Here is a 15891-nt window from a genome sequence, read left to right on the forward strand (position 1 = left end):
TTCATCAGAAGTCATAACCGAGGGTCACTCCCAGCGTGCGCGGCTCGCCACGGTTACCGTAGACCTCGCCATAGCTGCCGGCGCTGAGGGTGCGGTAGTAGGTCTTGTCGAGGGCGTTGTTGAGCCACAGCGAGGCGTTCCAGCGGCCGTCGCCATACTGGCCGCCCAGGCCGGCGGACAGGTTGAGCAGGCCGTAGCCGGGAATGCGCGTGAAGCGCGAGTTCTCGACGGTGCCATAGGCCCAGGAGCGGTAGTTCCAGCGCGCCTGGAAGAAGGCGTCGAGGCCGTCGCCCACGCCCCAGTCGTAGCGGCCGGTGAGGTTGTAGGTGACCTTGGGCGAGCGGAAGACCTGCTCGCCGGAGAGGTCGCAGGTCGCCGGAGCGTTGCCGGCCAGGGTCACTTCGGCCGGGCAGCGGGCATTGTCGAATTCCATGTAACTGGCATCCAGCAGGGTGCCGTCGAGGTTCAGGCTGAGGCCGTCGATGGGCCTCAGGCCGATGCTCGCGGCCACGCCGCGCGAGCGGATGCTGCCGGCGTTGATCAGGTACGAGGTCTGGAATTCCTCGTCGTAGGCATTGGTCTGGAAGTCCTTGACCCGCGACCAGAACACCGCCACATCGGCACTCAGGCGCTGCTCGAACCAGGTGCTCTTGATGCCCAGCTCGGCGCCACGGGTGGACTCCGGCAGGATGAACAGGCTTTCGGTACCGGCACGACCCGCGGCCCCGGAGGAAATGTTCAGGCCACCGGCCTTCTCGCCGTAGCCCAGGGTCAGGTAGCCCTGCAGGTCGGGCTGGAACCAGTAGCTGAAGTTGAGCAGCGCGGAGGGCAGGAACTTGCGTTGTACCAGGTCGCCGGAGTTGAAGTCGTTACGGTTGACCCGGACGAAGGAACCTTCCTTGCGCTGGTGGGTGCCGCGTACCCCGGCGGTGATGTCGAAACGCTCGCTGACGTGCCAGGTGCCCTGGGTGAACAGGGAAAAGATGCGCTCGTCGATCTCGCCCCAGCGTTGCACCAGTTTGCCGTTGAGGGCGTTGTTGCCGTACCAGATGGCGGCCTGGTCGCTATCGGCATAGTAGTCGTGGGCGTAGGTGTCGAGGTTTTCGCCGAAGTACAGGGCGCCGAGGGCATAGTCGAAATGCTCGCCACGGGGCGAGTCCAGGCGGATTTCCTGGGACCAGATACGGTCGCGCACATCGGCACCGCTGTTCGCGTACAGGGGAATGTCCAGGGTGTCGGTGGTCTTCGGCTTGTAGCCGAAATAACGGAAGGCGGTGGTCGAGCGCAGGTTGTAACCGCCGTCCAGGGTCCAGTTGGCCTCGGCGGAAACCCCGCCCTGCTGCAGGCGGGTGTGGTTCTCGTCGTCGGTATTCACGCCGCCCACGATCGGGTTGGCGCCCGCCGCGCGGGCGCGTTCGAGAAACAGGTCACGGCCATTGATCGGGTTGGTGGACTCCAGTACCGCCACCGGTGCGTTGCGCGCGTCGTTCCAGTCGGCGATCAGGCGCAGGCTGAAGTCCTCGGCCGGCACCCAGAGCAACTGGCCGCGCAGGCCATCCTTGATGCTGCCGCCCAGGTCGTGGCCGCTGTAGTGGTTCTTGATGTAACCGCCGCGCTCGCTGTGGGAAAGGTTGATGCGTCCGGTCAGGGTTTCGTTCAGCGGCCCGGAGAACATCGCCTGGGTCTGGGTGTAGCCGCGCTGGCCGAAGGACTGACGGATCGAGCCTTCCGGGGTGAAGGTCGGCTTGCGGGTGCGGATGTCGATGGCGCCGCCGGTGGTGCTGTAGCCGTACAGCGTGCCCTGCGGGCCGGCCAGCACGCTGGCGCTTTCGATGTCCAGCAGGTCGCTGGAGAGCATGCCCGGGCGGCTCAGGTAGACGTTGTCGAGGAACAGGCCGATGCTGCTGGGCATGCCGATATTGATCTCGGTGCCGCCACCGTCGCCGATGCCACGGATGGTCAGACGGGTGTCGTAAGGGTCGACCACCGCCACGTCCAGGCCGGGAGCCAGTTGCGGCAGGTCTTCCAGGGACTGGATGCCCTGCCGCTCGAGCTCCTTGCCGTCGATCACGGTGGAGGAGCTGGGCGTGCGTTGCGGGTCCTGTTGCAGGCGCTGGCCGTCGACGCGCACGGTGTTCAGGCGTGTCGTGTCCTGGCCGATGTCGGCGCTCTGGGCCAGGGCCAGGCCGTGGGACAGCGCCAGGGCCAGGGTGATCGAGGAGGGCAGGTGCTTCATGGTGTTTCCTTTCTGCGTGCGAGTGGCGCCCGCCGCCGGGCTTACCGGGCGGTGGGGCAGGCAATGGGCTGGGTGTTACGGAAGCGTTCGGCTCTGTTCGAGGAAGCGCGGCTCGAGCCACCGCCCGAGGTCCACGGGGCGGCGGATCAGACGGGCTTCCAGGGCGGTGTCGATGGACTCGCGCAACTGCGCGACGAACGCCTCGTCCAGTTCCGGCGAGAGCAGGTGGGCCAGATCGGCGCCTTCCAGCTCGGCGCGCAGCAGGCTTTGCGGATAGCCGCTCTGGGTCGCCTGCAGCTCGATGTAGGCCTCGCGATTGGCCGGTTCGCCCGCCCAGCGCGCGGCTTCGCGCTGTACCTTGAGCAGACGCGGCAGCCAGTCCGGATGCTGCTTGGCGAAACGTTCGCTGACCAGCACCAGGCCGCTCAGCTGGCCTGCGCCGTGGGCGGTGTTGCGGGTCGATACCGGCAGTTCGGCCAAACCGCGCTCGGCCAGCGCCAGGGCATTGTTGCCGCCCCAGGTGGCGTCGATATGACCGGCGGCCAGGGCCGCGCTGGCGGCGGCGAAGTCCAGGTTGATCACCTGCAGGTCACGTTCGCTCAGGCCGCTGGAACGCAGGGCGCTGATGAACGACAACTGCGCCGCCGTGCCACGGAACAGGCCGACGCGCTTGCCCTTGAGGTCGGCCAGGGTCTCGATCGAAGAGCCGGGGCGCACCGCCAGGTAGTGGTTGACCCCGCGCGCGGCGGCCGCCACCACGCGGGTGTCGAGGTTGCCGGCCTTGCCGACGATGCTGGCCAGGTCGCCCAGGTAGGCCATGTCCACCTGGCCGTTGGCGAAGGCTTCGTTGATCACCGGGCCGGCGCCTTTGACGAACACCCACTGCACCGCGATGCCATCTCCGGCGAATTCATTTTCGAGGCGCTTCTGTGCGTGCAGCACATCGACCAGGCCGCCGCCGGCGGGTTTGCCTCCCGCGCCGATATCGGACACGGCGATACGGATCTGCCCGGCCGCCAGCGTGGTTTGCGTCAGGCACAGCAAGGCCAGCAGGGCGAGGCCCGACTGCAGGCGGCGAAGAGGGAGGGCAAGCCGGGATGCGGCCATGGCTGGAGACTCCGTGGATGGGCTGGTCGGCACGGACGATCAGGCAAAACCTTCAAGCAAACTAATAATAAAAAATAATTTATTAATTTCCTTATTGCATAAGCGAGCTGCGACGCGGCCTTGCGCCATCATGTGGGGACAGCAAAAAAACTATGCTCGAAATGCATTGGCTTCAGGGCCGCCGTCGGCGTTGAATGCCGCCGGTTCGGCCAGGCGCGCACAGGCGTACGGGCCATGGCCGGGCGCTCTCATCTGCGCGCCGCGCCCGCCTCGTCATCCGGGAATCCTCATGCCATGAGCACCGCCTCCGTCGCCCTTGCATCGCGTCCGGCCATGCCGCTGTTGCTGCTGATCAGCCTGGCCCATCTGCTCAACGACATGCTGCAGGCGGTGTTGCCGACCCTGTACCCGGTGCTGAAGGCCGAGCACGGCCTGAGCTACGGGCAGATCGGTCTGCTCACCCTGGTATTCCACCTGGTGGGCTCGCTGTGCCAGCCATTGATCGGTTACTGGGGCGACAGGCGCAGCCAGCCCTGGCTATTGCCCACGGCGATGCTGTGCATGGCTGCCGGCCTGCTCCTGCTGGCGCAGGCCGACTCGTTCCCCGCCTTGTTAGGGGTCGCGGCCCTGGTCGGGCTCGGCTCGTCGATCTTCCATCCCGAGGCGGTACGCGCCTGTCGTCAGGTGGCGGCCGGGCGCTATGGCCTGGCGCAGTCGCTGTTCCAGCTGGGCGGCAATATCGGCTCGGCGCTGGCGCCACTGTTGATCGCCCTGCTGTTGCTGCCGGCCGGCGCGCAGGGCATGGCCTGCCTGCCGCTGCTGGCGCTGCTCGGTTTCATCCTGTTGTGGCGCGTGGGGCGCGGCCTGGCGCTGCGCCTGGGCGAGCGTGTGCGGGCGCCAGGCGTCGGGCTGGTGTTGCCCGCTATCGGGGGCCGGCGCCTGCTGCTGGCGATGTCGTTGTTGAGCGCGATGATCCTCTCCAAGTACGCCTACCTGGCGGCCATGGCCAACTACTACAGCTTCTACCTGATCGAGCGTTTCGACCTGAGCGTGGCCCAGGCGCAGATGCACCTGTTCCTGTTCCTCGCCGCCGTGGCGCTCGGCACGCTGCTCGGCGGGCCGCTGGGCGACCGCATCGGGCAGCGCAAGGTGATCCTGCTGTCGCTGCTCGGCAGTTGCCCGTTCACCCTGCTGCTGCCCCATGTGGGCTTCACGGGCTGCGTGCTGCTGTCGGTGGTCATCGGCGTGCTGATGGCATCGGCCTTTCCGGCGATCATCGTCTATGCCCAGCAATTGCTGCCCAACCGGGTCGGTCTGGTGGCGGGGTACTTCTTCGGCCTGACCTTCGGCGTCAGCGGCATCGCCGCCGCGGCGCTGGGCCTGCTGGCCGACCGCTGGGGCATCGAGGCGACCTTCGTGCTGGTGGCGTGGTTGCCGCTGTGCGGGCTGCTGGCGCTGTGGCTGCCGGCTGGGAACGGTCGCTAGCTTCAAGCTTCAAGCTTCAAGCTTCAAGCGAAAAGCTTCAAGCGAAAAGCGAAAAGCGAAAAGCGAAAAGCGAAAAGCGAAAAGCGAAAAGCCAAGGAACCGCTTGCAGCTTGAAGCTAAAAAACTACCAGGCAATCGAGGCCAGCGGCAGGTCCTCCACCCGCGGTGGCGGGGCGCGGTACTCGCCGTCGCCGGTGAGCTGGAACAGCAGGTCTTCGCGCAACTGCTGGAAGTCGTAGCCGTTGCGGTTGCGCGGGTGCGGCAGGTCGATGTCGACGATGCGCTTGATCCGCCCCGGCCGCGGCGCCATGACCACCACCCGGTCGGCGAGGAAGATCGCTTCCTCGACGTCGTGGGTCACCAGCAGGCTGGTGATGCCGGCCCGTTCGCGGATGCTCAGCAATTCTTCCTGCATCTGCTGGCGGGTCAGCGCGTCGAGAGCGCCGAAGGGCTCGTCGAGCAGCAGGATGCGCGGGCTGCACACCAGGCCGCGGGCGATGGCCACGCGCTGGGCCATGCCGCCGGACAACTGGTGCGGGTAGGCGCGCTGGAAACCGTCGAGGCCGACCAGGTGGACGAACTCGTCGACCCGGCGCAAGCGCTCGGCCTGGGTCAGGCCCTCGTTGACCAGGCCCAGCTCGATGTTCTGCGCCACGCTCAGCCAGGGGAACAGGCGGTGTTCCTGAAAGACGATGGCGCTTTCGCTGCCGATGCCGTCCACCGCCTTGCCGTCGATCCGGATGCTGCCGCGAAACTGGCGGTCGAGGCCGATCAGTAGGCGCAGCAGGGTGGATTTGCCGCAGCCGCTGGAGCCGAGGATGGCGATGGATTCGCCTTCGGCGATCTGCAGGCTGAATTCGCGGATCGCTTCGAGCTCGCCCCCCTCGACGGGAAAGAACTTGCCGACTTTGTCGAAGCTGACGATGGGAGCTGGGGCGGTCATGCGTTTCTCCAGCGCGTGGCACGCGCTTCGATCAGTTGTCCGAGGTGGTTGAGCAGGGCGCCGGTGAGGCCGATCAGCAGCATGCCGGCCATCACCTGGTCCATGCGGAACAGTTGCTGGGCGCTGATCATCAGGCTGCCGATGCCGCCGTTGGACGGCATGAAGTACTCGGCGCCGATGGTGCTCAGCCAGGCGAAGATCAGCGCCAGCTTGAGGCCGGCGAAGATCGCCGGCGCGGCGCCGGGCAGGATCAGCCGCAGCAGGCGCTGGCGGCCGTTCAGGCGCAGGGCGCGGGCGGCTTCGTCCAGTTGTGGCGAGAGGTTGGCCACGCCGCGCTGGGTGGCGATCAGCAGGGGGAAGAAGGTGGCCAGGCTGACGAACACCACCTTGGCCAGCTCGCCGAGGCCGAACCAGGCGGTGAGCAGCGGTACCCAGGCGAAAATGGCGATCTGCCGCAGGGCGCTGAGGGTCGGCCCGAAGACCCGTTCGGCCGGGCGCCACAGCCCGAGCAGCAGCCCGCTCAGCAGGCCCAGCGTGGCGCCCAGCGCCAGGCCGCCGATGGCGCGGCCGAGGCTGAGCCGCATGGCCTGGATCAGGCTGCCGTCGGCCAGCCCCTGCCAGGTGGTGCGCAGCACATCCAGCGGCGCGACCAGGATACTGGCGTCGACCCAGCGCGCCATCACCGCCACCTGCCACAACGCGGCCAGTGCCAGCGGCAACAGCCAGGCCTGCAGGCGGGCCCAGCCCTTGGCGCGGCCGCGCCGGCGCAGTTCCGCGGTGGCCGGGTGCGGCCAGTACACCAGGCGCTGGTCGAGCCACTGCACGCCACGGTCGAAGACGATGCCGAACAGGCCGATCACCAGGATGCAGACGAACACGATATCCAGCATGAACAGCTGGCGGCCCCAGACCATCAGGTAGCCGATGCCTTCGCTGGAGGCCAGCAGTTCCACCGCCAGCAGCGACGACCAGCCGGTGGCCAGGGCCAGGCGCAGGCCGGCCATGAACGAGGGCAGGGCGGCGGGAATCACCAGCCGGGTGATGCGCAGGTGCCAGGGCAGGCGCAGCACCGCCGCCGCCTCGCGCAGCCGTGGTTGCGCATCGCGCACGCCGACCAGGGTGTGCACGGTGATCGGCACCACCACGGCCTTGATCAGCACCACCAGCTTGAGCGCCTCGCCGATACCGAGCAGCAGCATGAACAGCGGGATCCAGGCCAGGGTCGGAACCTGGGCCAGGGCGGCGAAGGTCGGGTAGATCAGGCGTTCCGCGCGCGGGCTGGCGCCGAGCAGGGTGCCCAGCAGCACGCCGGCCGTCACGCCGCCGAGCAGGCCGAAGGCCAGCCGTTGCAGGCTGATGCCCAGGTTCAGCCAGAGTTCGTCCCGGCCCAGTTCCAGCAGGGTCTGCCCGACCAGCGCCGGGGTCGGCAGGATCTGTTCGCTCATCCAGCCGAAGCGGCTGGCCAGGTACCAGAGCAGGAACAGACCCAGCGGCAGCAGCCAGGGCAGCACACGGTTTGCGGACAGAGGCGAACCGCTACGGCTCCTCGCTTGAGGTACGGACAGGGACGGCGTGCTCACGGGCGTGAGTCCATGGGGGCGGGGTTATATCGAATCGTTATTTTTTGCATAAAAAATATAATATAAATTCTTTTGAGAAATATGAGCGCGTATTAAAGAAACCTTGCCGCTGTGCGGCCAATGCATTTGCCACATAACTTTCATGCCTTGCGCGCATCACTCGGCCATGCCGCTGGGGTCATAACGTTGCCACCTGGCCTGCAGGTTCTGGTGTTCGATGGCCCGCTCGACGAAGCGCTCGTCGAACCAGTCGTCGACCTGGAAAGCGCGACGGATCAGGCCGAGGGCCTTGGCCTTGTCGATGCTGTCCTGGTAGCTGTGGCGCAGGAAGGCATCCAGGCGCGGCGAGGCGCGGAAGGCCAGGTCGTCGTCCTGATACTCGTGGACGAACAGCTCGGCGGGAATCGCGCTCTGCTGGGCGAGCAGGTCGATATAGGCGTCCAGGTTGTCCGCGGTGGAGATCCAGTCGGCATTGGCCACCAGCACGTCGACCAGCTTCTGGGTCGCCTCGGGGTAACGCTCGATGAAGGCGGCGCTGGCCACCACGCCGGTCTGGGTGGTGGCGGTGACCGGCAATTGCCGGGTGTCGACGGGGAATTCGATGCCTTGCCTGCCCAGGGCGAGGATGCCCATGCCCGACCAGGCCGCGTCGATCTGCCGGCCAGCCAGGGCCGCGCGGGCGGCGCTCCAGTCCAGGCTGACGATGCGCAGGTCGCGCTCCTTCAGGCCCGCCGCGTCCAGCACCCGGGCGAAGGACAGCTGGTCGGCGGTGCCGCGATACACCGAGACCCGCTTGCCCTCGAGGTCCTCGAGCGTCTCGATGCCCGACTCCGGCGTCGCCGCCAGGTACATGTTGGCGCCGCGGCCACCGAGGATCAGGCGCGTATCCAGGCCCGAGGCGCGGCCGATGATCGCCGCCAGGTCGCCGAGGCCGGCGAAGTCCAGCTGGCGGTTGGCGAAGGCTTCGTTGACCGCCGGGCCGGCGCCCTTGAAGAAGTGCCACTCGACCGTGATGCCATCGGCGGCGAAGGCTTCCTCCAGTTGCTGGCGGATGTGCGCCAGGCCCAGCACGCCGGAGGCGAAGGGTTTGTCGCCAGCGCCCTGGTCGGGCGAACCGATGCGGATGCTGGCCGGCTTGTCGGCCGCCTGGGCGAACAGGGTGGCCAGCGCCAGCAGGGCGCTGCATAGCAGGGTCGTCAGTCGGGTCATGGGCAGGTCTCGGCGAGGAAGCGTGGCGTCATTTCACGAATCCGCCGCCCGGCTGACAAACGCAAAGCGGGAATACTTTGTATGCACGGCGTGCAAGCCCGGCCATTTTCTAAACCCCTACCTGGGATAGCGGCAAGCCGGCCATCTGGTCGGCGAGCTGGGCGTCGCTGCGTTCGATCTGCTCGACCATGGCCCGGGCCAGGGGCGACAGCGCCCGGCCGACGCGGCTGACGATGCCGTAGCGGGTGTTGAGTTCCTCCAGATGGCCGGGCAGGTCGCGTACCTCGAGGATCTGCAGTTCCTCGCCGAGCAGGTAGTCCTCCAGGTTGACCGGGTTGGCGATGCCGATGGCGTCGGAATGGCGCACCACGTTGAGCAGGGCATGGCTGCACTCGGATTCCACGGCCGGGGCGAAGTCGCGGCGATCGCTGTATTCGCTCAGCACCTTGCGGATGTTCGGCGGGCGAAAGGTGGTGGCCAGTGGATAGCGGAACAGCTCGGCGCAACTGACGCTGGGCTGGCGGGTCAGCGGGTGGCCGTTGCGGCAGCAGAAATGCCATTTCTGCGGGCGCAGGCGGGTGATGCGGTAGTCGGGGTCGGCTTCGAAGCGGCGGGTGTCGGCGACGAAGAATTCGATGTCCTCGGCGACCAGGCGCTTGTTCAGTTCCTGCCAGTTGTCGACCTGGAAATGCACCCGGGCCCTGGGGTAGTCGCCGATGAAGCGCGCCACCGCCCGGGGGATCAGTTGCGCCGCCGGGGCCGGGCCGCTGCCGAACAGCAGCGCGCCGGTGTCGGCGTCGTTGAAACGGCTGATCTCGTTGTTCAGGTCGTGGGCGTCGCGCAGCAGGCGCCGGGCATGTTCCAGCACCACCAGGCCCTGCTTGGTGGGCGGCAATTGCTTGCTCGCCCGATCCACCAGCTGGAAGCCGGCGGCATGCTCCAGCGCCTGGATGCTGCGGCTGAAGGCGGACTGCGAAAGGTTCACCGCCTCGGCGGCGGCGACGAAGCTGCGGTGCTCGGCAAGGGCGACGAAGTGGCGGAGCTGGCGGAGATCTATATGCATTTTCTACATGGAAAAATTCGGTCGAATGCAATTGCTGCAACGGTTCGGGGTTCTTTATAAAGGTAATTGCTTATTACGAAAACATCGCATTAAGTATAAATAACTACATTTAAGGAATATGAGGGCGTTTCGCTCTCCGCACGATTCGCCTCCGCCATACGGCAGCGCTCGCCGCGATAGTCCCCTGGAGCATTGCATGATCCCGATCCATCCCGAGCGTGATGTCGTTGGCTGTTTTCCCCTGAAACCCTTGCTTGCCGCCCTCCTGCTGGCGGCTGCCAGTCAGGTCCTGCAGGCGCGTGCCGCTGAGCCGGCGTCGGTCGAACAAAGCGTGGCCGATGGCGGCACCGCCCTGGGCACGGTGACGGTGAATGCCCGCCGCCGCGAGGAAAGCGCGCAGTCGGTGCCGACGCCGATCAGCGTGCTCGGCGGCGAGACCCTGGAGAACCAGCGTATCTACCGGGTGCAGGACATCCAGCAACTGGTGCCCAGTACCAGCGTCGCCTACGTGCATGCGCGGCAGTCGAGCATTTCCATCCGCGGCCTGGGCAACAACCCGGCCAGCGATGGCCTCGAGGGCAGCGTCGGGGTGTACCTGGACAACGTCTACCTCGGCCGCCCCGGCATGGCGGTGTTCGACCTGCTCGACGTGGAGCAGATCGATGTACTGCGCGGCCCCCAGGGCACGCTGTTCGGCAAGAACACCACCGCCGGGGTGCTCAACATCAGCACCCGCAAGCCGACCTTCAGCCCCGAGCGCAGCATCGAGACCTCGGTCGGCGAGGACGGCTACCTGCAGACCAAGGGCAGCATTTCCGGGCCCTTGAGCGATACCCTGGCCGGGCGTTTCTCGGCCTACCGCACCCGCGACGATGGTTACGTGAAAAACGTCTACAACGGCGACGATCTCAATGGCGGCGCGCGTCAGGGCTTCCGCGGACAGCTGCTGTTCCAGCCCAGCGAGACCTTCAACCTGCGCTGGATCGGCGAGTACAACGAGGAGGACTCCAACAACGGCATCCTCTCGCTGTACAGCACCGGGCCGACCATCAACGGCGTCAACCGTTACGAGCAACGGGCCGCCGCGGCCGGCGCGACCCTGGTGTACGGCAAGGATCGCAAGGTCAACCTGGATTCCGATCAGCAGGTCACGGTGTTCCAGGGCGGCACCTCGGTGGAGGCCAACTGGACGCTGCCCAACGATTTCACCCTGACCTCCATCAGTGCCTATCGCTGGTGGGATTTCACCCCGCGCAACGACGACGGCCTCGACGTCTCGGCCTCGATCAATGCCGGCGTGGCGGTGCGCGACAAGCAGTATTCCCAGGAGATCCGCCTGGCCTCGCCGAGCGGCGGCGCCTTCGACTACGTGCTCGGTGCCTACTACTTCAGGCAGGACCTGGATAACCGCCAGCACAATATCTACGGCCCGCTGGCCGACGTGTGGAACGGCACCGCCACGGGCGCGCTGGCCAATGTCAGCAGCTTCGGCAAGGGCCATATCGATACCGACAGCTACGCGCTGTTCGCCCAGGGCACCTGGCACCTGACCGACAAGCTGGATTTCACCGCCGGCATCCGCGGCACCTACGAGGAGAAGGAGGCCTGGGTGACCCGCGATGCGCCGCTCGGTGGCGCCGTGGTCAGCGCCGCCGCCGCCGCGCAGCGCGAGGCCCGGCATGGCGCGTTCGCTTCCGGCGACCTGAGCCAGCACAGCTTCAGTCCCTCCGGATTGCTCAGCCTGAGCTACCAGTTCAGCCCGCAATTGCTCGGCTATGCGTCGTTGTCCCATGGCGAGAAATCCGGCGGGGTCAACCTCACCGTCGGCGCCGCGCCGACCGCCGGGGTCGACTCGCTGCTGGTCGGCACCGAGCGCGCCAACAACGCCGAGCTGGGTTTCAAGAGCACCCTGCTGAACGACAGCCTGTTGCTCAACGCCAACCTGTTCTGGACCGAGGTCAACGGCTACCAGGCCAACGCCTATGACCAGGTGACCCGTACCCAGTACCTGACCAACGCCGGCTCGGTGCGCTCGCGCGGCGTCGAGGCCGAGGCCACCTGGCAACCGCTGCGCGGGCTCACCCTCAACGCCAACGGCTCGTTCAACGACGTGCGCTACAGCGATTACGAAGATGCGCCCTGCGCCCCGGAAGTGGCGTTCCAGGCCGGTGCGCCGGCGTCCTGCGACCTCACCGGCCACCAGGTGGTCGGTGCCTCGAAGTGGATCGCCAACCTCAATGGCAGCTACCGCTGGGATCTGGACAACGGCCTGCAACCCTACGTCAACGCCAGCTATGCCTTCCGTTCCCGGGCCGTGGGCACCATCGACGACTCCGAGTACGGGCAGATCCCCAGCTATGCGGTGGTCAACCTGTCCACCGGCCTGCGTGGCGACCTGGGCGACGGCCAGTGGGATGTCTCGCTGTGGCTGAAGAACGCCGGCGACAAGACCTATTTCACCAGCCTGTGGAACAGCGCCAACGGTGGCTATGCCGGCGTGCTCGGCACGCCGCGCACCCTGGGCCTGACCGCCCGCTACGACTTCTGAGGAGCAACGGATGAAACCGCGACTGCATGCCCTGGCGCTGGCCGCCGCCCTGCTGGCGGGCGCCGTCCAGGCCGCGCCGAGCGTCTACCCGACCGGCGTGACCCGCTATGACCCGGACAAGGCCTGGAATGGCTACGTGCTGTTCGGCGCCGCCGATGAAAAGACCTACCTGGTCGACGCCAATGGCAACGAAGTCCGCCGCTGGGAGCATGTCGGCTTCCCTTCGCAACTGATCGATCCGGCAGTCAACGGCGGCAAGCATGGGCATGTCCTGGTGCGCCTGGAAAAGCGCAAGGAGCTGGACCCGCGCGGCTTCGGCAACGGCCTCAACACCCATGTCGTCGGCGAACTGGACTGGAATGGCGAGCCGGTATGGACATGGGGCGAGCAGGCGCCAACGGGTTCGGCGCTCCAGCACCATGACTGGCAGCGCCTGGCCAATGGCAATACCCTGCTGCTGGCCAACAAGCTGCACAGGATCGAGGGCTTCAAGCTGGATGAAACCATCGATGACGCGATCTATGAGGTCGACCCGAGCGGCAGGATCGTCTGGCAGTGGCTGGCTTCCGAGCACCTGGAGGAATTCGGTTTCAGCGCGGAGCAACTGGAGCTGGTGCGCAACAGCGACAAGGCCGACTACCTGCACTTCAACGACCTCAAGACCCTCGGCCCGAACAAGTGGTACGAGCAGGGCGACGAGCGCTTCCATCCCGACAACCTGATCGTCGATTCGCGGGAAGCCAATTTCGTCGCCATCATCGCCAAGCAGACCGGCAAGGTGGTGTGGAACCTGGGGCCGGACTATCCGAAGCTGGTCCCGGTCAACGCACCACTGCCGCGCCCGGTGGATCAACTGGCCGGCCTGCACGACGCCAACCTGATCCCCAGGGGCTATCCGGGCGAGGGCAATATCCTGATCTTCGACAACCAGGGCGGCTCTGGCTACCCGGCGCTGCCGGCCAGCATCATCGGCGGCTCGCGGGTGGTCGAGATCGACCCGCTCAGCAAGGAGATCGTCTGGCAGTACAACGCGACGAACTCCGCCCAGCCGCTGTGGCAGTTCAACAGCACCTTCATCAGCAGCGCCCGGCGCCTGCCCAATGGCAACACGCTGATCGACGAAGGCATGTTCGGCCGCATCTTCCAGGTGACGCCGGCTGGCGAGATCGTCTGGGAGTACGTGAGCCCGTACTTCGGCACGTTCCCCTACGGCAATGCCACCAGCAACTGGGTCTACCGCGCCCAGCCCGTTCCCTACGACTGGGTGCCCGCCGGCACGCCACGTAGCGAAAAGCCCGTGGCCACACCGGCCCTGAGCGATTTCCGCATGCCTCACTAAAGGTCATGGCGGCTGGCGTCATCCCGGCAGGAAAAGATGGCGTTTTCATGCCGGACCGAGCCGCGGCCACCAATCGCCGCGGGGCGCGGCGCCTACACGAGTGCTGCTGTCACCGGCCTGTAGGAGCCCCGACCTCGGGGCGATGCGATGGCGGCCACGGCGCTGAGATCGATTGTTTCACGTTAACCACCTCGGACCAGGCCCATGCCTGGCCCGGATTCTTCGGAGTTCCCATGAGCAAGCAGAAGCAATCCCCCGACAATCAACCCGAGGACGGCATTCCCGAGGGCGCCTGTTTGACGGCCGGCATCCCCGACACCAGGGTCAGCCGCCTGGGTGCCATCGTCGTCAACCCCTATGGTATCGCGCCGCTCACCGCGCTGATCCGCGATGGCGGGCAAACCCTCGGTGACGCTCGCGTACGGGTGCTGGGGCGCGGCGAGCAGGGCATCGATATCGCTTACCCGGTCAGCGACAAGGCGCTGTGGACCCACGGCGGCATCCCGGTCTTCGGCCTGTACCCGGAGCACCGCAACGAAGTGGAGGTGGCCTATACCCTCAAGGGCGAGCGTATCCGTGAGCGCTACACCATTTACGCGCCAGCCGTGCGTTTGCCGAGCATTGCCAGCCAGAGTGGCGCCTTGCCGCGGGTCGAGCCGCTCAAGGTCGATGCCTCCCTGAAAAACCGCCTGTACCTGTTCAACCACCTGCTCACCGACATTCCCGGCAACCGCCAGTTGAAATGGAACGCCCAGGGCGGCGCCGCCGAGTGGGATTCGGTGGGCATCAACTGGATCGCCGACAGCGCCGGCGAGGTGCGCTGGTACCTGGACATCGAGCGCCTGCACGACTCGACCCGGGTCGATGGCCTGGGCGCCAGCATGGGCTTCCAGCAGACCGCCGACGGCAAGCTGATCTGGGGCCAGGGCCAGCGTTACTACAAGCACGACCTGCTCGGCCGGCCGGTGTGGGAGCGGCGCCTGCCGGGCAAGTTCGCCGACTTCTCCCACGAGATCCGCCAGACCGCCAAGGGTACCTACCTGCTGCGGGTCGGCAGCAGCGACTACCGACGCGACGATGGCCAGCAGGTGCGCTCGGTGCGTGACCAGATCATCGAGCTCGACGAGTCCGGCGAGGTGGTGGAATTCTGGGACCTGGGGCGCATCCTCGACCCCTATCGCGCCGAGCTGCTGCATACCCTGGGCAAGGCCGCGGTGTTCCTGCCCGAGGGCGCGGCCAAGGGCGACAGCCTGGCCGGCAACGAGGCGCTGGAAGGCGAGAACCTGCCATTCGGCGACGTGCCGGGGGTCGGCATCGGGCGCAACTGGGCCCACGTCAACTCCATCGCCCATGACCCGGCGGACGACGGCATCATCGTCTCGGCGCGCCATCAGGGGGTGGTCAAGATCGGCCGCGACAAGCAGGTCAAGTGGATCCTCGCCGCGCCCCAGGGCTGGCGCGCCGGGCTGCAGGACAAGGTGCTGACGCCGGTGGATGCCGAGGGCCAGCCGCTGCCGCTCGATGAGCACGGGCGTTATGCCCAGGGCTTCGACTGGCCCTGGACGCAGCACACCGCCTGGCTCAGCGGCAAGGGCACGCTGACCGTGTTCGACAATGGCTGGGGCCGCGACTTCGCGCCGACGCGCCTGGAAGGCAACTACAGCCGCGCGGTGGAATACCGCATCGACGAGGCCCGGGGCACCGTCGAGCAGCTCTGGGAATACGGCAAGGAACGCGGCGACGACTGGTACAGCCCGATCACCTCGGTGGTGGAGTACCGCGCCGACAGCGACACCCAGCTGATCTACTCGGCCTCGGTGGATTTCCTCACCCGCGAGAAGCTCACCCGGCCGGTGCTCAGCGAAGTGCGTTACGGTACCCAGGAGGTGCTCAGCGAGTTCCGCGTGCACAGCGGGCAGCCAGGCAACGTCGGCTACCGCGCCCTGGTGATCGACCTGGCCAAGGCCTTCTGAGAGCCACGGAACTCCAGCCCGTAGCCTGGTTGAGCGCAGCGATACCCAGGGAACAGACCCCGGGTATCGCTGCGCTCAACGCCGGGCTACCCTGTTGTGAATAGCCGCCTGCGCCTTCAGCAAGGGAAAACCGCTCAACCTCTGGCAGCCGATCCCTTGATGGCCACAGCCCGTAGCCTGTGGTTGAGCGTAGCGATACCCAGGGAGCAGACCCCCGGGTATCGCTGCGCTCAACGCCGGGCTACCTTGCTGCGAATAGCCGCCTGCGCCTTTTGCAAGGGAAAACCGCTCAACCTCTGGCAGCCGATCCCCAGACGGCCGCAGCCCGTAGCCTGTGGTTGAGCGCAGCGATACCCAGGGAACAGACCCCGGGTATCGCTACGCTCGACGCCGGGCTACCTTGCTGCG

10 protein-coding genes are annotated in these 15891 nt (G+C 66.7%); 4 read left to right on the forward strand and 6 right to left on the reverse strand.

Annotated elements, in window-relative coordinates; translation table 11 throughout:
* Window positions 1-4 precede the first annotated feature (4 nt).
* Window positions 5-2236 carry a TonB-dependent receptor gene (locus tag DNK34_RS07430; protein ID WP_131174064.1) on the reverse strand — a complete coding sequence of 744 codons (2232 nt, stop codon included), beginning with the start codon at window positions 2234-2236 and terminating at the stop codon, window positions 5-7.
* A 75-nt stretch (window positions 2237-2311) separates the two neighbouring features.
* Window positions 2312-3343: an ABC transporter substrate-binding protein gene (locus DNK34_RS07435; RefSeq protein ID WP_131174065.1), complete on the reverse strand. Its 1032-nt coding sequence runs from the start codon at window positions 3341-3343 to the stop codon at window positions 2312-2314.
* Window positions 3344-3637: 294 nt separating this feature from the next.
* Here DNK34_RS07435 and DNK34_RS07440 point away from each other — a divergent pair, with 294 nt between their 5' ends.
* A complete protein-coding gene (locus DNK34_RS07440) occupies window positions 3638-4828 on the forward strand; it encodes an MFS transporter (RefSeq protein ID WP_131174066.1) in 1191 nt (396 codons plus the stop codon).
* 124 nt (window positions 4829-4952) lie between these two features.
* Here the strand turns inward: DNK34_RS07440 and DNK34_RS07445 are convergent, their stop codons facing one another.
* The 4 genes from DNK34_RS07445 to DNK34_RS07460 all read right to left on the reverse strand — a co-directional run bounded on the left by DNK34_RS07445 (window position 4953) and on the right by DNK34_RS07460 (window position 9623).
* Window positions 4953-5771: an ABC transporter ATP-binding protein gene (locus tag DNK34_RS07445; RefSeq protein ID WP_131174067.1), complete on the reverse strand. Its 819-nt coding sequence runs from the start codon at window positions 5769-5771 to the stop codon at window positions 4953-4955.
* Window positions 5768-7336 (reverse strand): ABC transporter permease, encoded by a 1569-nt coding sequence (locus DNK34_RS07450; RefSeq protein ID WP_242675304.1) that lies wholly within the window; start codon window positions 7334-7336, stop codon window positions 5768-5770. Before DNK34_RS07450 ends, DNK34_RS07445 begins: the two co-directional genes overlap by 4 nt.
* 171 nt (window positions 7337-7507) lie before the next feature.
* The gene (locus tag DNK34_RS07455; protein WP_131174068.1) at window positions 7508-8560 is read right to left on the reverse strand and encodes an ABC transporter substrate-binding protein; all 1053 of its coding nucleotides are present in this window, start codon (window positions 8558-8560) and stop codon (window positions 7508-7510) included.
* A gap of 109 nt (window positions 8561-8669) precedes the next feature.
* Window positions 8670-9623, reverse strand: coding sequence for a LysR family transcriptional regulator (locus tag DNK34_RS07460; protein ID WP_131174069.1), 954 nt, complete (start codon window positions 9621-9623; stop codon window positions 8670-8672).
* 196 nt (window positions 9624-9819) lie between these two features.
* Here DNK34_RS07460 and DNK34_RS07465 point away from each other — a divergent pair, with 196 nt between their 5' ends.
* From DNK34_RS07465 to DNK34_RS07475, 3 genes are all read left to right on the forward strand, one after another.
* Complete coding sequence (locus tag DNK34_RS07465) at window positions 9820-12171, forward strand: TonB-dependent receptor (RefSeq protein ID WP_131174070.1); 2352 nt, start codon at window positions 9820-9822, stop codon at window positions 12169-12171.
* A 10-nt stretch (window positions 12172-12181) separates the two neighbouring features.
* Window positions 12182-13510 (forward strand): arylsulfotransferase family protein, encoded by a 1329-nt coding sequence (locus DNK34_RS07470; protein ID WP_131174071.1) that lies wholly within the window; start codon window positions 12182-12184, stop codon window positions 13508-13510.
* Between the two features lie 233 nt (window positions 13511-13743).
* Window positions 13744-15483, forward strand: coding sequence for an aryl-sulfate sulfotransferase (locus DNK34_RS07475; RefSeq protein WP_131174072.1), 1740 nt, complete (start codon window positions 13744-13746; stop codon window positions 15481-15483).
* The last annotated feature ends 408 nt before the right edge of the window (window positions 15484-15891 follow it).

Source organism: Phytopseudomonas dryadis, from assembly GCF_004327355.1.
Lineage (GTDB): Bacteria > Pseudomonadota > Gammaproteobacteria > Pseudomonadales > Pseudomonadaceae > Aquipseudomonas > Aquipseudomonas dryadis.